Below are 20,175 nucleotides of genomic sequence, written 5' to 3' on the forward strand. Positions count from 1 at the left end.
GATAAAAAGATAAAACTCAGGCGGTCGAATGACCGCCTGGAGATGTTCACTTACGCCTGGTGACCGTTGATGTAATCAATGGCAGCCTGAACGGTAGTGATTTTCTCAGCTTCTTCGTCCGGAATCTCAGTATCAAACTCTTCTTCCAGAGCCATTACCAGCTCAACGGTGTCAAGAGAATCTGCGCCCAGGTCTTCAACGAAGGAAGCATTGTTGGTTACTTCTTCCTGCTTAACGCCCAGCTGTTCGCCGATAATTTTCTTAACGCGTTCTTCGATAGTGCTCATACTCTTAAATTTCCTATCAAAACTCGCTTTCGCGATGGTTTTCGTAGTGTATAAAATGTTGAAAAATTTGCAACTAAATCCCGGCAGGTCTTACCACGATTTTACGTTATTTTGAGGGCATTCACCCTAATAACGCAAATTTTTTTATCTCGTGGTTAAACCATGTACATCCCGCCGTTGACGTGCAAAGTCTCACCTGTGATGTAACTTGCTTCGTCAGAAGCTAAAAATGCAACCGCACTGGCGATTTCCTGAGCGCCGCCAAGGCGACCCGCAGGAACCTGCGCCAGAATACCCGCACGCTGATCATCAGACAGCGCACGCGTCATGTCCGTTTCAATAAAGCCCGGAGCAACAACGTTTACAGTAATGCCACGAGACGCAACTTCGCGCGCCAGTGATTTACTGAAGCCGATCAGACCCGCTTTCGCCGCAGCGTAGTTAGCCTGACCCGCATTTCCCATGGTACCAACCACAGAACCGATAGTGATAATACGCCCATGACGCTTTTTCATCATAGCTCGCATTACCGCTTTTGACAGACGGAAAACAGATGACAGGTTGGTTTCGATGATATCGTTCCACTCGTCATCTTTCATGCGCATTAACAGGTTATCACGAGTAATCCCGGCATTATTGACCAGGATATCGACTTCACCAAATTCTGCGCGAATATTTTCCAGAACAGATTCGATAGATGCCGGATCGGTCACATTCAACATCAGACCTTTACCATTTGCACCTAAGTAATCGCTAATGGCCTGCGCGCCGCTTTCGCTGGTAGCGGTACCGATAACTTTCGCGCCACGGGCAACAAGTGTCTCAGCAATTGCGCGGCCAATGCCACGGCTTGCACCGGTAACCAGCGCGATTTTTCCTTCAAAACTCATGGTCTTCCTCTTTTATTGCTCGAGCGCCGCAGACAGTGCCGCCGGCTCATTCAGTGCCGAAGCAGTCAGGGTGTCAACAATACGTTTCGTCAAACCGGTCAGAACTTTACCCGGACCGACTTCATACAGGTGCTCTACACCCTGGGAGGCCATAAACTCAACAGTTTTGGTCCACTGAACCGGGCTGTACAGCTGGCGAACCAGCGCGTCGCGAATCGCATCAGCATCAGTTTCGCACTTCACGTCGACGTTGTTCACAACCGGAACAGTCGGCGCGTTAAAAGTGATTTTCTGCAGCTCAACGGCCAGTTTCTCAGCAGCAGGCTTCATCAGCGCGCAGTGAGAAGGCACGCTGACCGGCAGCGGCAGAGCACGCTTAGCGCCAGCAGCTTTACAGGCAGCGCCGGCACGTTCTACGGCTTCTTTGTGCCCGGCAATAACCACCTGACCCGGTGAGTTAAAGTTTACCGGTGAAACCACCTGGCCTTCGGCAGACTCTTCGCACGCTTTAGCGATAGCGGCATCGTCCAGACCGATAATAGCAGACATGCCGCCAGTGCCTTCCGGAACCGCTTCCTGCATGAATTTACCACGCAGTTCAACCAGACGTACGGCATCGGCAAAACCGATAACACCCGCACATACCAGCGCAGAATATTCGCCCAGGCTGTGACCCGCCATCAGCGCAGGTGTTTTACCCCCCTGCTGCTGCCATACGCGATAAAGCGCGACGGATGCGGTCAACAGCGCGGGCTGCGTCTGCCAGGTTTTATTCAGTTCTTCAGCCGGACCTTGCTGAGTCAGCGCCCACAGATCATAGCCCAGTGCAGCTGATGCTTCAGCAAATGTTTCTTCAACAATTGGGTAGTTTGCTGCCATTTCAGACAACATCCCAACGGTCTGGGAACCCTGCCCCGGAAACACAAATGCAAATTGCGTCATGTTTAAATCCTTATACTAGAAACGAACCAGCGCGGAGCCCCAGGTGAATCCACCCCCGAAGGCTTCAAGCAATATCAACTGCCCAGCTTTAATACGCCCGTCGCGGACGGCTTCGTCCAGCGCGCACGGTACGGAGGCAGCAGAGGTATTACCATGTCTGTCGAGCGTCACGACAACATTATCCATCGACATACCCAGCTTTTTCGCTGTCGCGCTGATAATGCGCAGATTAGCCTGATGCGGTACCAGCCAGTCCAGCGCAGAACGGTCGAGATTATTGGCTTCCAGCGTTTCATCAACGATGTGCGCAAGCTCGGTCACCGCGACTTTAAATACTTCGTTACCCGCCATCGTCAGGTGGATCGGGTTTTCCGGATTCACACGATCGGCGTTAGGCAGCGTCAACAGTTCGCCGTAGCGACCGTCAGCGTGCAGATGCGTGGAGAGAATGCCAGGCTCTTCTGATGCGCTCACTACAACCGCGCCAGCCCCATCACCGAAAATGATGATCGTTCCGCGATCGGTTGGATCGCAGGTACGGGCCAGAACATCGGAGCCAACGACCAGAGCATGCTTAACTGCACCAGATTTAACGTACTGGTCGGCAACGCTCAGGGCGTAAGTGAAACCAGCACAAGCGGCTGCAACGTCAAACGCCGGACAGCCTTTGATCCCCAGCATACTTTGGATCTGGCACGCCGCGCTTGGAAATGCGTGAGTGGATGATGTGGTGGCAACCACAATCAGACCAATTTGTTCTTTGTCGATGCCCGCCATTTCAATCGCACGGTTTGCGGCGGCAAAGCCCATCGTCGCAACTGTTTCATTTGGCGCTGCAATATGGCGTTCACGGATACCTGTACGAGTGACGATCCACTCATCAGATGTCTCAACCATTTTTTCCAAATCGGCGTTAGTACGCACTTGTTCAGGCAGATAGCTGCCAGTACCAATAATCTTCGTATACATGTACGCTCAGTCACTTTTTGGTTATATACCGCCACGAGCAAATCGCTGATACGTTGGCCACATTCACAAACGCACCGTTATCTGTGTGTTCGTGAGGCTGCGCTTTCGCCACCGTCCAGCAGTTCGAATCCAGCTGGGTATACAGATTCCAGGCGAGCGGCAATTCGCTGAGGAACTTGTCGCTGCACCGCCTGCACTGCCTGTTCAATCGCGACTTCAAATGCTCGCTGATTGGCCGCACCATGACTCTTAATCACCGTGCCGCGCAATCCTAACAGACAGGCGCCATTATACTGGTCGGGGTTGAGGTGACTAAATCGCCTTGTCAGGCTTTTTTGTAACCAACGTTTTAATAACAGAAGCCACCACGACCGTTTTTTGCCCTCACCCTGAGATTTCAGCAGTGAAAGGAACATTCTGACAACACCTTCCATCGTCTTTAATGTGACATTACCTGTAAAACCGTCACAGACCAACACATCGGTTTTGCCAGTCAGTAACTCATTGGCTTCAAGATAGCCGATATAATTAATGGAAGGGATTGTTTTTAGCACAGCTGAAGCATCTCGAATACTGTCGAGACCTTTCGTTTCTTCTTCGCCGATGTTAAGTAACGCTACGCGAGGATTGGCAATGCCAACAACCTCTTCTGCCAGCACGGAACCCATGACGGCAAATTGCACCAACATCGTGCTATCACAATCTACGTTGGCGCCTAAATCCAGCACCACCGTTTTGCCCTTTTGCTGATGGGGTAACACCGTCACCAACGCAGGACGCTCAATCCCCTCAAGAGGTTTGAGCATTAACTTCGCAAGTCCCATGAGTGCGCCCGTATTACCGGCGCTGACACAAGCTTGTGCCTGACCTTCTTTCACGAGCTCCAGGGCAACACGCATTGAGCTTCCACGACTGGCGCGAATAGCTTGCGAGGGCCGGGCATCACTGGCAATAACTGACTGAGCAGGGATAATCTGCAGACGCGAACGTTGTTCGAAGTCAGCTTTGGCAAGTAATGGCGTGATTGTATCGGGATCCCCGACTAAAAGAAGTGTGAGTTGCGAATTAGAATTCAGTGCCTGCAATGCTGCAGGCACTGTCACGGTAGGGCCAAAATCTCCCCCCATGACATCTAACGCCAGGGTTAGACGTGTCAAGGTATCGTCGCTGCCCGGTTAGGTGTTTCCCCAGTTACCCGGGGAAAGCCTCACTAAGCTTCATCACGCGTTCACTCTTTGTCTTTCTCACCAGAAGTGGGAAAGCCATTGAGTCATGCGTGATTACTTAGCGATTACCTTACGGCCGCGGTAGAAACCGTCGGCAGTGATGTGGTGACGCAGGTGTTGTTCACCAGAAGTTTTGTCTACAGACAGGCTGGTGACTGCGGTCAGAGCGTCATGAGAACGACGCATGCCACGTTTGGAACGGGTTGGTTTATTCTGTTGTACGGCCATGGACCTTACTCCTCAATTACTTACGCTTTAAGCTGGCTAATACGGCAAATGGGTTTGGTTTTTGCGCTTCATCAGGCAATTCGCCAAAGACCATGTCCGCCTCGGACACTTCACAGTGTTCAGAATCATGCACCGGAACTACCGGCAAGGAGAGGATAATCTCATCTTCAACCATTGCAAGCAGATCGATTTCACCGAATTCGTTAACCTCAATCGGCTCATACGCTTCCGGGAGTGCTTCAGCCTGCTCGTCAGAACGAACAGGACTAAAACAATATGTTGTGTGAACATGAAGTGGGAACGGTTTCCCGCAACGCTGACATTCGAGCGTAACCGATACCTTTGCATCACCGGTTATAACGGCGAGACGCTGGTTATCGATAGCGAACGACATGGAGCATTCCACATCACTGTCCACACTGACTACAGAATCGGCGACGCGCTCAACCAGATCAGAAGTATAGATACCTTCATAATCGAGGCGTTTTTGAGCCGTACGAACCGGATCAAGAGTCAGGGGTAATTTTACCTTTTGCATAGGGCGCGCATATTAACTTTGTAACGTCATATAGTCAAAGAAAAAGGCAGCCTGTGGTTGCCTTTTGCCAATAATTCGCACACATTGCGGGTCATCGACTTAAAATCGCTCAAGACAAGCCACTACAGCCAGCTTGTAGGTCGAAGTCCATAGTTTAAAATGGCTCTCATCAATACGCTATATGCGAGGGAAAAAATATGCCTCAACTTATTCTTGCCTCTACCTCCCCCTGGCGTCGCGCTTTACTCGAAAAACTGGCAATCCCGTTTGAATGCGCGGCGCCAGAGGTTGATGAAACGCCGTTGCCCGGCGAAGCACCACGCCATTTAGTTTTGCGACTGGCGCAGAAAAAAGCGCAATCTCTCGCCCACCGTTACCCATCGCATCTGATTATTGGCTCCGATCAAATTTGTGTTCTTGATGGTGAAATAACCGGCAAACCATTAACAGAAGAAAATGCGCGCCAACAATTACTCAAAGCCCGTGGCAATATTGTGACGTTTTACACCGGACTGGCGCTGTATAATTCTGCGACCGGACATTTACAAACTGAAGTAGAACCTTTTGACGTCCATTTCCGTCATTTAAGCGAGGCGGAAATTGATGATTATCTGCGCAAAGAGCGCCCGCTCCATTGTGCAGGTAGTTTCAAAAGTGAAGGGTTAGGTATTGCACTCTTTGAACGCCTGGAGGGTCGTGACCCAAATACCTTGATCGGTTTGCCGCTTATCGCGTTGTGCCAAATGCTGCGTCGGGAAGAGATGAACCCGTTGAACGCCTGATTAATCTGCCTGATGGCGACACGATGCGTCTTATCAGGCCTACGGTGCATCACACGATTGTAGGCCTGATAAGCAACGCGCATCAGGCTTTACTGCGTAATACCTCGAGACAGCGCTTCAACTGCTTATCCATCGGCGCTTCAATACGCATCACTTCACCCGTACCCGGATGGGTAAATTTCAACGCTGCTGCGTGCAGGAAAAGTCGGTTCAACCCCGTACCCGCCAGTTGCTTATCAAACTCACGGTCACCGTAGCGATCGTCAAAAGCAATTGGATGGCCGGCATACTGGGTATGCACACGAATCTGGTGCGTACGTCCGGTCACCGGGCTACAACGCACAAGCGTGGCAAACGCATAGCGCTCTTCCACTTTGAAACGTGTTTCTGACGGTTTGCCTTCCTGGTTCACCCGCACGATACGCTCGCCGCTTTGCAGAATGTTCTTTAACAGCGGTGCCTGCACGGTTTTGACATGCGACTGCCATTGGCCTCGAACCAGCGCGAGGTAGTCTTTCTGCATGCCTTTTTCACGCAATTGTTCATGCAATGAACGCAAGGCTGAGCGTTTTTTTGCAACCAGCAGCACACCAGAGGTATCCCGGTCGAGGCGATGCACCAGTTCAAGGAAACGCGCTTCCGGGCGCAAGGCACGTAATCCTTCAATGACGCCAAAGCTTAACCCGCTTCCGCCATGCACGGCGGTACCTGAAGGTTTGTTAAGCACCAGAATGTGGTCATCTTCATATAAAATGACATCGGTCAGCGCCGCGACCTTCTGCAGGTTTGGCGAAATGGCCTCTTCTTCACGTTCAGCGACACGCACAGGTGGAATACGCACAATATCCCCATCTTCGAGTTTGTACTCGGGTTTAATGCGTTTTTTATTCACCCGCACTTCGCCTTTACGCAAAATGCGATAAATCATACTTTTCGGCACGCCCTTAAGCTGGGTGCGCAAAAAGTTGTCGATGCGTTGCCCTGCTTCGTCGGCAGTAATGGCAACTGTTTTTACGGCTGGAGTCTCTGTTTTCATGGGGGCCGATTTTAAATAGCCATCAAGATTCGCGCCACACATTTTTCTATGCTTATATTAACTGCTATACCTTATTACTTAAGTTTGACATAGCCGATTTGGTGGTTATTAAAGCAATCACCACGCGGAAGTGAAAAAACTGTGAGTAACCGGGTGATAAATGGCAAAAGTCATCTTGCTATAACAAGGTTAGCAGTGGAATAATGAGGTTGTTTCCGTGTTGAATCTTGTTAAAACAAGAACTTTTCCGGAATGACCCAATTTTGCCCGACCGATCATCAACGCAGCAATGGCGTAAGACGTATTGATCTTTCAGGCAGTTAGCGGGCTGCGGGTTGCAGTCCTTACCGGTAATATGGAAGCTTTTCTGGAGAGTAACACCCAGACTGTTCCCCTGATAATTGCGCTGTGTTTCCGTATGAAATGCAGGCAACCGACACTCTGCGCCTCTTTGAGCTGACGATAACCGTGAGGTTGGCGACGCGAATAGACACGAGGCCATCGGTTCACACCCGGAAAGGCATTACTCTGCCCGCAGCTTAGTCGTCAATGTAAGAATAATGAGTAAGTTACGATGAAAAGAATGTTAATTAACGCAACTCAGCAGGAAGAGTTGCGTGTCGCCCTTGTAGATGGGCAACGTCTGTACGATCTGGATATCGAAAGTCCTGGACACGAACAGAAAAAAGCCAACATCTATAAAGGCAAAATTACCCGTATTGAACCGAGTCTGGAAGCTGCTTTTGTTGATTACGGAGCTGAACGTCACGGTTTCCTCCCGTTAAAAGAAATTGCCCGCGAATACTTCCCCGCTAACTACAACTCCCATGGTCGTCCCAACATTAAAGACGTGTTGCGCGAAGGTCAGGAAGTCATCGTTCAGATCGATAAAGAAGAACGCGGCAATAAAGGCGCTGCGCTGACCACTTTTATCAGCCTGGCGGGTAGTTATCTGGTTCTGATGCCGAACAACCCGCGCGCGGGCGGTATCTCCCGTCGCATTGAAGGCGATGACCGTACCGAATTAAAAGAAGCGCTGGCAAGCCTGGAATTGCCTGATGGCATGGGGCTTATCGTGCGTACCGCAGGGGTCGGCAAATCCGCCGAAGCGCTGCAGTGGGACCTGAGCTTCCGCCTGAAGCACTGGGAAGCGATTCAAAAAGCCGCTGACAGTCGCCCTGCTCCGTTCCTGATCCACCAGGAAAGCAACGTTATCGTACGTGCATTCCGTGACTACTTACGTCAGGACATCGGCGAAATCCTCATCGACAACCCAAAAGTTATGGAGATGGCGCGTCAGCACATCGCCGCACTGGGTCGTCCGGATTTCAGCAGCAAAATCAAACTGTACACCGGCGAAATCCCGCTGTTCAGCCACTATCAGATCGAGTCTCAGATTGAGTCCGCGTTCCAGCGCGAAGTGCGTCTACCGTCCGGCGGCTCAATCGTTATCGACAGCACGGAAGCGCTGACCGCCATCGATATCAACTCCGCACGCGCGACTCGCGGCGGCGACATCGAAGAAACAGCGTTCAACACCAACCTTGAAGCAGCCGATGAAATTGCGCGTCAGCTGCGTCTGCGCGACCTCGGCGGTCTGATTGTCATCGACTTCATTGATATGACGCCGGTTCGTCACCAGCGCGCGGTTGAAAACCGTCTGCGCGAGGCCGTACGCCAGGACAGAGCGCGTATTCAGATCAGCCATATTTCTCGCTTCGGCCTGCTTGAGATGTCTCGTCAGCGTCTGAGCCCGTCTCTGGGCGAATCCAGCCATCACGTGTGCCCGCGCTGCTCCGGCACCGGTACCGTACGTGATAACGAATCACTGTCGCTGTCTATTCTGCGTCTGATCGAAGAAGAAGCACTGAAAGAAAATACGCAGGAAGTACACGCTATTGTTCCTGTGCCGATCGCCTCTTACCTGCTTAACGAAAAACGTACCGCGGTTAATGCTATCGAAACGCGTCAGAATGGCGTGCGCTGTGTGATTGTGCCAAACGATCAGATGGAAACCCCGCACTATTCCGTGCTGCGCGTACGCAAAGGGGAAGAAACACCGACCCTGAGCTATCTGCTGCCGAAACTGCATGAAGAGGCAATGGCATTGCCGACGGAAGAAGAGTACGTCGAGCGTAAACAGCCTGAGCAACCAGCGCTGGCCACCTTCGCCATGCCAGACGTTCCGCCAGCCCCTGCTCTGCAGGAACCTGCCGCGAAAGCCGCCGCGCCTAAAGCTGCAGCAGCAACCGCAGCCGTTGCCGCGCAGCCCGGTTTGATTAGCCGTTTCTTTGGCGCACTGAAGTCCATCTTCGGTGGTAGCGAAGAAGTGAAACCGGTTGAACAGCCTGCACCGAAAGCTGAAGAGAAAACCGAACGCCAGCAGGATCGTCGTAAACCACGTCAGAACAATCGTCGCGACCGTAACGATCGTCGTGATAGCCGTGATAATCGCGGTGACCGTGACAACCGTAGCGAACGTTCAGAAAACGGCGAAAACCGTGAAGATAACCGCCGTAACCGTCGTCAGTCACAGCAGCAAAATGCGGAAGCTCGCGATAACCGCCAGCAAACTACTGACGTTGCCGACAAAGCGAAATCCGGTGATGAGCAGCAGGCGCCGCGCCGCGAACGCAACCGCCGTCGTAACGATGACAAGCGTCAGGCTCAGCAGGAAGTTAAAGAGCTGAACCAGACTGAACAACCTGTGCAGGATACCGAGCAGGAAGAGCGCGTACGTCAGCCTCAAACCCGTCGTAAACAGCGTCAGTTGACTCAGAAAGTTCGTTTCACAGACAGCCCGGCGGTTGAAGCCGAAGTGGCTACTGTTGCAGCTATCGCTGAAACTGCTGTTGCTCAACCAACTGAACAGCCGGTACCGGCACAGCGCACCGAACTGGCGAAAGTTGATCTGCCAGCCGTCGTTACGACTGAGCAAGAAGAAAACGGTGAAGCACGTGACTCCAACGGTATGCCGCGTCGTTCTCGTCGCTCTCCTCGCCATCTGCGCGTCAGTGGACAGCGTCGTCGTCGTTACCGTGACGAGCGCTATCCGGTTCAGTCGCCGATGCCGTTAACGGTCGCCTGCGCATCTCCTGAATTAGCGTCCGGTAAAGTTTGGATCCGCTACCCTGTTGCACGTCCTCAGGATCAGCAGGTTGAAGAACAGCGCGAACAGGAAATGGTCCAGCAGCAAACTGCACCTGTCGCAGTAGAGCCTCAGGTTGCTGCAGCTGCCGTTGAACACATTGTGGATGCCCCTGCGCCGGTTGAAGCCGTGCAGCCAGAGGTTGTCGTAGCTGAGCCTCAGGCCGCCGTTGTTGAAACCACTCAGGTTGAAACCACGCATCCGGAAGTGATTGCGACCCCTGTCGAGGAACAACCACAAATTATCGCTGAATCTGACGCACCTGTTGCAGAAGAAATCGCCGCTGAAGCCGAACCTGTGGCTGACGCTGTGACTGCACCGGTTGCCGAAGAAGCGGTAGACGTCGTTGTCTCCCAGCCAGAGGTAGTTGAAGAGGTTGCTGAAGTTGTGGAAACAGCGCCAGTTGTTGAAGAAGTTGCTGCGCCGCAGGAAGTTGTTGCGGCGCCAATTGTAGAAACGACTGCCGTTAAGCCTGAAGTTGTCGCAGCCAGCGTCGATGCTGAACACCTGCACAGCCATGCAACCGCGCCAATGACCCGCGCACCGGCACCGGAATATGTGCCAGAAGCACCGCGTCATAGCGACTGGCAGCGTCCGGCATTCGCCTTTGAAGGCAAAGGTGCCGCAGGCGGACACAGCGCAACGCATCTGGCGACTGCGCCAGCAACACGTCCTCAGCCTGTTGAGTAAGCCATAATCAATATCAAAGCCGACCTTCGGGTCGGCTTTTTTATATCTGATCTACGCCTTTCATCCCCGTCAGCTGCGGCATAACATCCTTCATTAAGGCCAGAAACTTGCGTAAACGGGTCGGATAGTAACGTGCCCACGGATAAACCAAATGTACAGGCAACGGCGCCGCATGCCACTCAGGTAGCAACGCAACCAGACGTCCGTTGGCAATATCCTCCGCCACCATCCAGCTTGAAACAATCGTCACTCCCAACCCCGCCAGCGCGGCATTTCTTGCGACATAAATACTGTCGGTACTTAATCTGGGTGAAATATTAAGCGTGACTGGCTCATTACGCAATTGGTGCAGCAACGAAACGCTATGCTGATAAAACGTGTTCACGGCAATCCAGGGCAGCGCTGATAACTGCTCAGGATGAGAAAGCTCGCCATATTGCTCCAGCAGTCCAGGACTCGCCACCATACTACGGGGAACTTCAGCCAGTAAAACGGAAACCGTGGCCGGATCCACCTCTGCACCAACCCTGATAGCGCAGTCAATATTATCGCTCAGAAAATCAACGGTTTTATCGTTGAGCATCCACTCTACTGCCACCTGGGGATAGCGCGAAAGAAACTGCAAAAGCGGTTCAAGCAGTTGTTGTTGCCCGAACGCATGCGGTGCACGGACTCGCAACGTCCCCACCGGTTCATCTTCTGTGACATTAAGTCCATCTTCCAGCGCCAGCCAGGCATCAATAATCTTCTTAGCATGCTGATAGCCTCTTTCGCCGTCGTCGGTCAATTTCATCGCATGCGTGGTACGCATAAGCAGTTTCACACCCAGCAGCGTTTCCAGCGATTGCAGCCGTCGGCTGATGGTCGCCTGCGTGGTCCCTATCTGTTTTGCCGCTGCCGAAAGCGATCCTGCTTCGACAATACGTACAAACGTACGCATCAGCTCCACCCTGTCTATACGCTCATTTTTTATCATCTTCAGTTTCATCATACGCCTGACGTATAACTGTTTTACCACTGCGCTCGCTACCGCGCCACTCGCTGAAGGATAAAAATAGCCGCACATCCTGTGATTGAGGAATCATTTGTGAACACACATACCGCACTTTCCCGTTGGGTCATTTTTGTTCTGGCAATGGGCGCCGGATTCAGCGTGGCCGCTATCTACTACGCCCAGCCTCTTCTGCCTTTAATGGGTCAGGATCTGGCCTTAAGTCTCACTGGCATGGGGTTGGTCCCGACGCTGACCCAGGCGGGATATGCGTTAGGTATATTGTTTTTATTGCCATTAGGCGATCGTTATGACCGTCGGACATTAATCCTGCTGAAAAGTATCTCTCTTGCCGTGCTGCTTCTGGCTTGTAGCTTTACCGGACAGTTGCATTCGCTATTATTGGTGAGTCTGCTGATGGGAATGGCGGCAACCATGGCACAAGATATTGTGCCTGCGGCGGCAATACTGGCGCCCGAAGGCAAACAGGGAAAAACGGTGGGCACCGTGATGACGGGCCTTCTGCTGGGAATTTTACTCTCACGTACCGTCAGTGGACTGGTGGGCGAAGCGTTTGGCTGGCGCGAAATGTACCAACTTGCTGCCGTCAGTATTGCCGTAATTACCGCGATTATGTGGAAGGTACTGCCTCGTTTTGCTGTCCATTCCACGCTGAGCTATCCATCATTAATGCTCTCCATGGCGCAACTCTGGCAACGATATTCCACCCTGCGCCGCGCAGCACTGGCACAAGGCTTTCTGTCCATTGCTTTTAGCGCCTTCTGGTCTACGCTGGCGGTGATGTTATCTGAGCATTACCACATGGGTAGCGCTATAGCGGGTGCTTTTGGTATCGCGGGAGCAGCAGGAGCGCTTGCCGCACCGATGGCGGGCCATCTTGCCGATAAAGTGGGTGCTGCAAAAGTAACGCAATTGGGTGCTTTGCTGGTAACGGTATCTTTCGCACTGATGTTTTTGTTACCCGCCCTGCCCGTTCAGGGGCAGTGGCTGCTCATCGCCCTTTCGGCGGTAGGTTTTGATCTCGGATTGCAATCCAGCCTGGTTGCCCACCAGAATCTGGTCTATAGCCTGGAGCCTCTGGCACGAGGACGATTGAACGCTCTGCTGTTTACGATGGTGTTTATCGGTATGGCGCTGGGTTCGGTTCTCGGAAGTCAGGTCTACGCCTTGGCAAATTGGGAAGGTGTCGTTGCGCTGGCAACCTTCAGCAGTGCGATTGCGTTGGTCATAAGACTGACGGGGACCCCGTCGCTCAGTAAGACGTCGGTTGCCTAAAAAAATGCCCGCTCCGGGGTGTTAAAGGAGCGGGCAGACAAACATACCCAGTTTCAAGATATGTTTCAAAACGAGACGTTAACGATTGAGCTGGAACAACGACATTCCCTGCATATCGGTAAACGCTTTGTATGATGCCTGTAGCGCAGCCTGCTGCATGACATAAGACGAAATCGCGGCGTTCCAGTCGACATCCACCAGATTACTCATCTGCTGAGTTTGGCCTAATGCACGATCGGCGCCCAGTGAATCCAGCGAGCTTAATTCACTAAGCTGCGTACCTAATTCTGCACGGACGCCCAAAACATTGTTGAGTGAATTTTTTAAACCACGGTTGGTTTTATCAATGGCAGCAGCGGCGGTAGCTTTTGCAACGTCATCACCCTCAATAGGGGTTTTGAGCGCATCAATAGCGGTATCCAGCATTTTAAACAGGTTCTTTTCCTGAGTACCGCCACCAGGTTCCGGTACAGCGTTACTGGTCAGGTTGGCGAATACTTTATCGCCAGTATGACCAATCACCATGGTTCGGGAGGCATCAACCTGTTGGGTAACGTTTGTTGTACCGCCGCTGTAAGCGCCATCTGCCTGGGCAAACGGTGCGGATTCTGTTTTATATCCACCGAAAATATAGCGACCATTACCGTCAGTACTGTTTGCCAGGTTCATCAGCTGATCGCGGATCCCCTGTAGATCGGTGGCCAGCGATGCACGGTCGTCATCGCTTAACGTTCCGTTTCCGGCATAAACAATTTTTTCCTGCGCAGCCTGAATTGCCGTCGTTACCTGGCTCAGAACGTTCTCTTCAAGCGACACCTTTTGCGTCGCGAACGAGCGTGCCAGCGTATATTGGCTGTTCTGCGCCTGAGCCTGAGAAAGTACCACGGCCTGCGAGGCGGCAATCGGATCGTCTGATGGGTTGATTACGCGTTTGCCCGTTGACATCTGCTCGCCGAACTTCATCCATTCAGCCTGAGAGTTAGTGATGCCACGCATATTCTGCTGGTACATCATCTGGGTGCTGATACGCATTGTGTCCCTCTCCCTTAGCGGATATTAATCAGTGCATCAAACAACGCATTCGCGGTCTGCAGCACTTGCGCGTTTGCCAGGTAATACTGCTGAAAACGCTGTAAATTACCGTACTCTTCATCGAGATTAACGCCGGAAATAGACTGTTGCTGCCGGTAAAGCTGTGTCACCACGTTGTTCTGGGTGGTGGCGCTGGTTTTCAGCGTAGCGGTTTTGTTCCCGACATCGCTTACCAGCGTGGCATATGCATCGTTGAAGGTCTTATTGCCAACGGTAGCTTTGGTTTGCAGATCTAACAGTTTCTGACCGTTACGGTTGTCGCTCTTGCCTTTATCGATGGTGGGATCCGGATCATTTTTAGACACTTGAGCCATGGCGATTTTCGATTCGTCGGTCACCAGGACTTTCATATCAACGATAGCGTTACTCACAGGTTTTACAGTAAAGCTGTCATTAGCTGTTGCGCCAGCATTAACGGTGATTTCCATCCCGTCAAAGGACATTTTTCCACCGGTAACGGTGGCTTTGAAGCTGGTATTATCCGCCAGGCGAGTAACCTGCCAGTCCGTCCCATCAAAAACAATTTTATAATCTGTCGCCTGCACTGCGGAGCTGTCAGTAATCTTCGCGGTTAACGATCCTGTTCCCGTATTTTTCGCGTTGTTGAAGACGGTCGGGCTGCCGATAGCAAAGAAATCTTTACCCTGATCGCCGTTAGCATCAAAGCCTTCTTTATGCTGGGTGTTAAACGCATCGGCAAACGCCAGCGCCAGTTGACCCAGCGTGTTACGCGTCTGGTCAAGTTCTTGAGAACGGAAGGTCAACAGTCCGCCCAGTGAACCGGTATTCAGCAGTTTCTCAGGGATCTCTATATTCCCGGCAACACCATCAACGTAGGCCACAGTGGTACGGTTGGGATCGTCACTGGAAGGTACAGCCGCCAGTTGGCGTGCATTGCTACCCTGTACCAGCGAATAGCCGTTCGCCATGGTCAGGTTATAGGTGCCACCATCCTGAACGCTGACTTCAACACCGACAATCTGATTCAGTTCACTGACCAGCTGATCGCGTTGGTCAAGCAGGTCGTTAGGAGATGCACCTGCGCCGACGCCCGTCATACGAGAAATCTGGTCGTTGAGGCTGGCAATTTGTTTCGAATAGTTGTTGATCTGATCAACGCTGGCTTTAATCGCGGTATTGACCTGCTTATCCTGATCGCGCAGATACTGGTCGGTCGTTTTAAACTGATTTACCAACCCATCAGCTTTACCGATCAGCGCCTGGCGTGCCGCCGGATCTTCGGCGTTGCTGACCAGCGTTTGCAGGCTGGTAAAAAAGTCCTGCATTGAGGTCGAAATAGAACTGGTTTTGCTGGAGAGCAAATTGTCTATTTTTGACATTTGCTCATAGCGCGTCGCCAGGCCGCTGCTCTGGTTCTGCGCTGCTCGCAACTGATTAGTGATAAAGGAGTCATACTCGCGCTGCACGCCAGAAACATAGACGCCATTGCCAACCCAGCCCCCCGCACCCAGCGTGCTGTTCGCTTGCGCCATAATTGTTGTTTGACGGGTATATCCGGCAACGTTATAGCTGGAGATGTTATTACTGGCAGAATTCAACGCGGCCTGCGCTGCGGCGAGTCCACTCATCGCGTTATTAATCAAGCTGGACATGGAGGTTCCTTGTAATCCTTCAATACTCGTTATTATCGGCAGCAGGTCGGTAGACTTGAGCTATTTAAAAGAGATTATCGATGTTCGTGCTGTAGGTTTTGCTTACTTTTTCACTCATCGATTTCAACTGCTGGATCATGCTGGTTAATTTTCGCGCATAGTTAGGGTCCGTGGCGTAACCCGCATTTTGCAATGCCTGCGCCCCTTGCTCGGCGGTCGCGGCAGCGGTCACCGCCGCATAGCGCGGGTTACGGGATATCAGACCGACATAATCCGACAACGCCTCAAGGTAAGAGCTATAAACGCGGAATCTGGCTTTCACCTTTTTCGCCTCACCGTTTTCATATTCAGTGGTGGTGATTTCGGTGGTTGGGCCTTTCCAGCTTCCCGAAGCCTTCACGCCAAAAATGTTAAAACTCGGTTCGCCGTTTTCACGGCGAATTTGTCGCTGCCCCCATCCGGACTCCAGCGCTGCCTGCGCCAGAATCAGATGATGCGGTACCCCGCTTTGCTGACTGGCCAGCTTAGCCGGCAGTGATAGCTGGGCAAGGAAGTCTTTGCTGTCACCTGACAGCGGCTCATCATTGCTTTCTGTTGCCCGGGGGATGGCTTTGCGGACCAGTTGCGTCAGTGCCTGATTTTGATAGCTAGTCACCGTTTCCAGGGAGAACTTCATCGGCACCTGCGGCGCGTCATCCGCAGGTTGCGCTTGCCCTTCAGTCATCTGCTTAACCATCATTTCAGCCAGCCCCAGACCTTTACCTGCGGTCATTTGCTGCGCAATTTGTTGGTCATACATGCTGGTATACAAACGTGTTGAATCGCTGCTAAACACGCCATCTTTCGGCAGCGCTTCGCGCATGCTTTTCAACATCATTTGCACGAACATCCCTTCGACCTGACGGGCGACCGGGCGGATATTCGCCGCCGGGTCCTGGCCCGCTTTCGCTTTCAGTTCGTTCAGTGATTGCGCATCCCAGGCGGCGCTGGTCAGCAGTTTGCTGTCACCAATCATTAGATGATTTCCAGTTTGGCGCGTAAGCAACCCGCGCTCTGCATCGATTGCAGAATGGACATCAGATCCATCGGCGTTGCCCCCAGCGCATTCAGTGCACGCACCACATTGTTCAGGTTGGCGCTGGAACGCACGCTCTGCAGTGAACCACCGCTCTGGCGCAGATCGATCTGGGTTTGTGGCGTAACCACGGTTTGTCCACCGCCAAACGGTGTGTCCGGCTGGCTGACGTTCGCCTGGCGGTTCACCGTGATCGACAAGTTGCCTTGTGCCACGGCACAGCTATCCAGCGTCACTTCGCGGTTCATGACAACAGATCCGGTGCGCGAGTTGATAATCACTTTCGCATCCTGCGGCGTGACGTTCACCTCCATATTCTGGATATCAGCAAGGAAACGCACCTGCGAGCTGTTGCCGCTTGGCACGCGCACCTGAATAGTTCGGGCATCCAACGCCGTTGCGCTGCCAAAGCCACGCGAGCGGTTGATGGTGTCGGTAATCTGCTGCGCCATAGTGAAATCTTCATTATTGAGCTGCAGATTAATGGTGTTGCCACCGCCGAACTGGCTGGGCAACTCACGTTCGATGGTCGCGCCGTTGGTAATGCGTCCACCATTGAGCTGGTTAACCTGCACGCTACTACCACCCGCAGCCGCGCCCGCACCGCCAACTAAAATGTTCCCCTGAGCCAGCGCATATACCTGACTATCGACCCCTTTTAACGGGGTCATCAGCAGCGTTCCGCCGCGCAGGCTTTTGGCGTTCCCCATAGAGGAAACCACCACGTCAATGGTTTGTCCCTGACGACCGAATGCAGGAAACTGCGCGGTAACCATCACCGCCGCCACGTTTTTCAGCTGCATATTAGTGCCAGTTGGCACGGTGATCCCCAACTGCGAAAGCATGTTATTGAGCGTTTGCGTCGTAAACGGCGTCTGGGTGGTCTGGTCACCCGTACCATCCAGACCCACCACCAGCCCGTAGCCTATCAGCGAGTTTTCCCGCACGCCCTGAACGCTGGTCAGGTCACGAATACGGTCAGCATGCGCAAAGGTGGTTATCAGCACCAGTACCATTCCAACAAAAGATTTAAACACTGGGTACCTCGCTTACATCGGCGACAAGTTAAGGAAGAAACGCTGCAACCAGCCCATATTCTGCGCTTCATTGATGTAGCCGTTGCCTACGTACTCAATACGCGCATCCGCAACCTGGGTTGACGGTACGGAGTTGCTGCCACTGATGGTGCGCGGGTTAACGACCCCGGAGAAGCGGATGAATTCAGTGCCCTGATTTATGGCGATCTGTTTTTCACCCACGACATGTAAGTTGCCATTCACCAGTACCTGATCGACCGTTACGGTCAGCGTACCGCTGAAGGTATTTCTGGCGTTCGCGCCGCCTTTACCGTTAAAGGAGTTACCGCCGGAGGCTTCTACGTCGGCACGTTCGTTACCGAACAGACCTTGCAGATAGCGCGGTACGGTATCAAAGCCAAAGTTTGTCTTGCCGTCGCGGCTGGCGTTCGCCGAAGAGCTTTTGCTCGCGCTGACGTTTTCCTGCAATACGATGGTCAGCGTATCGCCAATATTGCGTGGACGCCGGTCTTCAAAGAGTGGCTGATAACCATAGTTAATCGGTTGTGCCGACTGGAAGATTGAGCCATTCGCCACTGGCGTTGGACCTGGAACGGGCTGGGCAGACGTTGCGCCCTGCACGAGCGGCGTGGCCGGGATCCAGGCACATCCTGTTAGTGAAATCACCAGCAGGGCTAAAATTGGGTATGGGTGAAGCGCGTATTTTCGCATTGCGGTCATCTTCAAAATCAGTGTGCCGGTGAGGTTTTCACCCCACCGGACTCCACTTTAGAGTTGCGTCAGTTTTTGCAGCATCTGATCGGTGGTCGATACCGCTTTACTGTTGATTTCGTAAGCGCGCTGAACCTGGATCATGTTTACCAACTCTTCCGCCACATTGACGTTGGAGGTTTCAACATAGCCCTGATACAGCAGACCCGCGCCGTTCAGACCCGGCGTGCTCTCGTTCGGCGCACCGGATGACTGCGTTTCGGTGTACAGATTCTCGCCAATGCTTTCCAGACCGGTATCGTTCATGAAGGTTGTCAGGTTAAGCTGCCCTACCTGAACAGGCGCCGCCTGCCCCTGTTGGGTCACGCTGACAATACCGTCGCGTCCAATGGTGATACTGAGCGAGTTAGCCGGAATGGTGATGGCAGGCTGAACCTGAAAACCACCCGCCGTCACCAATTGACCGTTCTGATCCACCTGGAAAGAACCGTCGCGGGTATAAGCGGACGTACCATCGGGCAACATGACCTGGAAAAAGCCCTGGCCTTTAATCGCCACATCTTTACTGTTGTTGGTCTGCGACAGGTTACCCTGGCTGTGTAAACGCTCGGTCGCAACCGGACGTACACCGGTACCAATCTGCAAACCAGACGGCAGCGTGGTCTGCTCAGAAGACTGTGCGCCAGGCTGACGAATCGTCTGGTACAACAGATCTTCAAACACGGCACGTTGGCGTTTAAATCCGTTGGTGCTGACGTTTGCCAGGTTGTTGGCAATCACATCCATGTTGGTTTGCTGCGCATCCAGGCCGGTTTTGGCGATCCATAATGAACTGATCATAAAATGTCCTGTATTAACTCATCGACAGCAGTTGGTTGGCGCGGCCCGCGTTATCATCCACGCTACTGATAATTTTCATCTGCATTTCAAAGCGGCGGGCGTTGGCGATCATGTCGCTCATCGCAGCAACCGGTTTAACGTTACTGCCTTCCAGCACGCCCGACATCACGCGAATGCTGGGGTCAGCCTGTAACGTCGCACCACGGGTAGCCTGTGCGGCCTGGGTCAGGCGGAACATACCGTCATCACCACGTTGCACTTCAAGCCCTGTTGCCTTCACCAGCTTCAGCCGCCCCACTGGCGCGACCGTATTAGCCGGATCGCCAGGGTTAAGTGCAGAAATTGTCCCGTCCGCCGCAATGGTGACTTCTGAACCTTCCGGTACGGCTATCGGTCCGGCTTCGCCAATTACCGGGTGTCCCTGGATAGTCAGTTCACCCGTAGGGCTTACCTGAATAGCGCCGTTGCGGGTATATCCTTCGCTACCGTCTGCGGTCTGCACAGCCAACCAACCATCCTGTTGCAGCGCCACATCCAGCGGGCGGGAGGTATAGTCCATCTGACCGGGCGTCATATCGGCCCCCGGCGTGGAGGCCACCACCAGCGTACGCGTCGGTAAAGACAATCCTTCTACAGGAACTGCGCGCAGCGCATTGAGCTGTGCACGAAACCCTGGCGTAGAAGCGTTTGCCAGGTTGCTGGCCGTCACCGCCTGTTGATTCAGCGTCTGACTGGCCGCGCCCATGGCGGTATAAATTGCGTGATCCATTAAGCCATCCCGTCA

19 protein-coding genes are annotated in these 20,175 nt (G+C 52.8%); 3 read left to right on the top strand and 16 right to left on the bottom strand.

Going from position 1 to position 20,175, the window contains the following annotated elements; all coding sequences use genetic code 11:
* Positions 1-50: 50 nt before the first annotated feature.
* The 7 genes from acpP to yceD all read right to left on the bottom strand — a co-directional run bounded on the left by acpP (position 51) and on the right by yceD (position 5,080).
* A complete protein-coding gene (gene acpP, locus OGY83_RS07480; RefSeq protein ID WP_000103754.1) occupies positions 51-287 on the bottom strand; it encodes an acyl carrier protein in 237 nt (78 codons plus the stop codon).
* 155 nt (positions 288-442) lie between these two features.
* Positions 443-1,177 (bottom strand): 3-oxoacyl-ACP reductase FabG, encoded by a 735-nt coding sequence (fabG, locus tag OGY83_RS07485; RefSeq protein ID WP_003036255.1) that lies wholly within the window; start codon positions 1,175-1,177, stop codon positions 443-445.
* Between the two features lie 12 nt (positions 1,178-1,189).
* Entirely contained in the window at positions 1,190-2,119 is a 930-nt protein-coding gene (gene fabD, locus OGY83_RS07490) for an ACP S-malonyltransferase (RefSeq protein WP_016152640.1), read from the bottom strand.
* A 15-nt stretch (positions 2,120-2,134) separates the two neighbouring features.
* Positions 2,135-3,088: a beta-ketoacyl-ACP synthase III gene (gene fabH / locus OGY83_RS07495; RefSeq protein ID WP_079937963.1), complete on the bottom strand. Its 954-nt coding sequence runs from the start codon at positions 3,086-3,088 to the stop codon at positions 2,135-2,137.
* Positions 3,089-3,165: 77 nt separating this feature from the next.
* The gene (plsX, locus tag OGY83_RS07500) at positions 3,166-4,245 is read right to left on the bottom strand and encodes a phosphate acyltransferase PlsX (protein WP_286635606.1); all 1,080 of its coding nucleotides are present in this window, start codon (positions 4,243-4,245) and stop codon (positions 3,166-3,168) included.
* Positions 4,246-4,368: 123 nt separating this feature from the next.
* Positions 4,369-4,542, bottom strand: coding sequence for a 50S ribosomal protein L32 (gene rpmF / locus OGY83_RS07505; RefSeq protein WP_003036242.1), 174 nt, complete (start codon positions 4,540-4,542; stop codon positions 4,369-4,371).
* A 16-nt stretch (positions 4,543-4,558) separates the two neighbouring features.
* Complete coding sequence (gene yceD / locus OGY83_RS07510; protein ID WP_003036239.1) at positions 4,559-5,080, bottom strand: 23S rRNA accumulation protein YceD; 522 nt, start codon at positions 5,078-5,080, stop codon at positions 4,559-4,561.
* A 197-nt stretch (positions 5,081-5,277) separates the two neighbouring features.
* On the opposite strand from yceD, the gene OGY83_RS07515 reads away from it, so the two are divergent.
* Positions 5,278-5,862 carry a Maf family protein gene (locus tag OGY83_RS07515; RefSeq protein ID WP_003832177.1) on the top strand — a complete coding sequence of 195 codons (585 nt, stop codon included), beginning with the start codon at positions 5,278-5,280 and terminating at the stop codon, positions 5,860-5,862.
* A gap of 82 nt (positions 5,863-5,944) precedes the next feature.
* Here OGY83_RS07515 and rluC read toward each other — a convergent pair whose 3' ends face one another.
* Positions 5,945-6,898, bottom strand: coding sequence for a 23S rRNA pseudouridine(955/2504/2580) synthase RluC (rluC, locus tag OGY83_RS07520; protein WP_181508846.1), 954 nt, complete (start codon positions 6,896-6,898; stop codon positions 5,945-5,947).
* Positions 6,899-7,472: 574 nt separating this feature from the next.
* Here rluC and rne point away from each other — a divergent pair.
* Complete coding sequence (gene rne / locus OGY83_RS07525) at positions 7,473-10,736, top strand: ribonuclease E (RefSeq protein ID WP_286635607.1); 3,264 nt, start codon at positions 7,473-7,475, stop codon at positions 10,734-10,736.
* Positions 10,737-10,776: 40 nt separating this feature from the next.
* Here the strand turns inward: rne and OGY83_RS07530 are convergent, their stop codons facing one another.
* Positions 10,777-11,802: a LysR family transcriptional regulator gene (locus OGY83_RS07530; RefSeq protein ID WP_286635608.1), complete on the bottom strand. Its 1,026-nt coding sequence runs from the start codon at positions 11,800-11,802 to the stop codon at positions 10,777-10,779.
* A gap of 21 nt (positions 11,803-11,823) precedes the next feature.
* Here OGY83_RS07530 and OGY83_RS07535 point away from each other — a divergent pair, with 21 nt between their 5' ends.
* The gene (locus OGY83_RS07535; RefSeq protein ID WP_286635609.1) at positions 11,824-13,023 is read left to right on the top strand and encodes an MFS transporter; all 1,200 of its coding nucleotides are present in this window, start codon (positions 11,824-11,826) and stop codon (positions 13,021-13,023) included.
* 78 nt (positions 13,024-13,101) lie between these two features.
* Here the strand turns inward: OGY83_RS07535 and flgL are convergent, their stop codons facing one another.
* From flgL to OGY83_RS07570, 7 genes are all read right to left on the bottom strand, one after another.
* A complete protein-coding gene (gene flgL / locus OGY83_RS07540; RefSeq protein WP_286635610.1) occupies positions 13,102-14,055 on the bottom strand; it encodes a flagellar hook-associated protein FlgL in 954 nt (317 codons plus the stop codon).
* Positions 14,056-14,069: 14 nt separating this feature from the next.
* Positions 14,070-15,728, bottom strand: a complete 1,659-nt coding sequence (flgK, locus tag OGY83_RS07545; RefSeq protein WP_286635611.1) for a flagellar hook-associated protein FlgK — start codon at positions 15,726-15,728, stop codon at positions 14,070-14,072.
* A gap of 64 nt (positions 15,729-15,792) precedes the next feature.
* Complete coding sequence (flgJ, locus tag OGY83_RS07550) at positions 15,793-16,743, bottom strand: flagellar assembly peptidoglycan hydrolase FlgJ (protein WP_016152632.1); 951 nt, start codon at positions 16,741-16,743, stop codon at positions 15,793-15,795.
* Positions 16,743-17,819: a flagellar basal body P-ring protein FlgI gene (locus OGY83_RS07555; protein ID WP_019076467.1), complete on the bottom strand. Its 1,077-nt coding sequence runs from the start codon at positions 17,817-17,819 to the stop codon at positions 16,743-16,745. Before OGY83_RS07555 ends, flgJ begins: the two co-directional genes overlap by 1 nt.
* 33 nt (positions 17,820-17,852) lie before the next feature.
* A complete protein-coding gene (locus tag OGY83_RS07560; protein WP_191212941.1) occupies positions 17,853-18,551 on the bottom strand; it encodes a flagellar basal body L-ring protein FlgH in 699 nt (232 codons plus the stop codon).
* A 57-nt stretch (positions 18,552-18,608) separates the two neighbouring features.
* Positions 18,609-19,391, bottom strand: a complete 783-nt coding sequence (gene flgG / locus OGY83_RS07565; protein WP_003036202.1) for a flagellar basal-body rod protein FlgG — start codon at positions 19,389-19,391, stop codon at positions 18,609-18,611.
* Between the two features lie 13 nt (positions 19,392-19,404).
* The gene (locus OGY83_RS07570; RefSeq protein ID WP_003832161.1) at positions 19,405-20,160 is read right to left on the bottom strand and encodes a flagellar basal body rod protein FlgF; all 756 of its coding nucleotides are present in this window, start codon (positions 20,158-20,160) and stop codon (positions 19,405-19,407) included.
* Between the last annotated feature and the right edge of the window lie 15 nt (positions 20,161-20,175).

The organism is Citrobacter sp. Cpo090 (assembly GCF_030332665.1).
In the GTDB taxonomy this organism is placed as follows: Bacteria; Pseudomonadota; Gammaproteobacteria; order Enterobacterales; family Enterobacteriaceae; genus Citrobacter; species Citrobacter portucalensis.

Excerpts from the sequence above, each read along its gene's own strand:
- fabH (WP_079937963.1), bottom strand. The coding sequence starts at position 3,088 with ATGTATACGAAGATTATTGGTACTGGCAGCTATCTGCCTGAACAAGTG.
- rpmF (WP_003036242.1), bottom strand. The coding sequence starts at position 4,542 with ATGGCCGTACAACAGAATAAACCAACCCGTTCCAAACGTGGCATGCGT.
- yceD (WP_003036239.1), bottom strand. The coding sequence starts at position 5,080 with ATGCAAAAGGTAAAATTACCCCTGACTCTTGATCCGGTTCGTACGGCT.
- acpP (WP_000103754.1), bottom strand. The coding sequence starts at position 287 with ATGAGCACTATCGAAGAACGCGTTAAGAAAATTATCGGCGAACAGCTG.
- flgL (WP_286635610.1), bottom strand. The coding sequence starts at position 14,055 with ATGCGTATCAGCACCCAGATGATGTACCAGCAGAATATGCGTGGCATC.
- OGY83_RS07555 (WP_019076467.1), bottom strand. The coding sequence starts at position 17,819 with ATGGTACTGGTGCTGATAACCACCTTTGCGCATGCTGACCGTATTCGT.
- OGY83_RS07530 (WP_286635608.1), bottom strand. The coding sequence starts at position 11,802 with ATGTGCGGCTATTTTTATCCTTCAGCGAGTGGCGCGGTAGCGAGCGCA.
- rluC (WP_181508846.1), bottom strand. The coding sequence starts at position 6,898 with ATGAAAACAGAGACTCCAGCCGTAAAAACAGTTGCCATTACTGCCGAC.
- rne (WP_286635607.1), top strand. The coding sequence starts at position 7,473 with ATGAAAAGAATGTTAATTAACGCAACTCAGCAGGAAGAGTTGCGTGTC.
- flgJ (WP_016152632.1), bottom strand. The coding sequence starts at position 16,743 with ATGATTGGTGACAGCAAACTGCTGACCAGCGCCGCCTGGGATGCGCAA.
- OGY83_RS07570 (WP_003832161.1), bottom strand. The coding sequence starts at position 20,160 with ATGGATCACGCAATTTATACCGCCATGGGCGCGGCCAGTCAGACGCTG.
- fabD (WP_016152640.1), bottom strand. The coding sequence starts at position 2,119 with ATGACGCAATTTGCATTTGTGTTTCCGGGGCAGGGTTCCCAGACCGTT.
- flgG (WP_003036202.1), bottom strand. The coding sequence starts at position 19,391 with ATGATCAGTTCATTATGGATCGCCAAAACCGGCCTGGATGCGCAGCAA.
- flgK (WP_286635611.1), bottom strand. The coding sequence starts at position 15,728 with ATGTCCAGCTTGATTAATAACGCGATGAGTGGACTCGCCGCAGCGCAG.
- OGY83_RS07560 (WP_191212941.1), bottom strand. The coding sequence starts at position 18,551 with ATGCGAAAATACGCGCTTCACCCATACCCAATTTTAGCCCTGCTGGTG.
- fabG (WP_003036255.1), bottom strand. The coding sequence starts at position 1,177 with ATGAGTTTTGAAGGAAAAATCGCGCTGGTTACCGGTGCAAGCCGTGGC.
- OGY83_RS07515 (WP_003832177.1), top strand. The coding sequence starts at position 5,278 with ATGCCTCAACTTATTCTTGCCTCTACCTCCCCCTGGCGTCGCGCTTTA.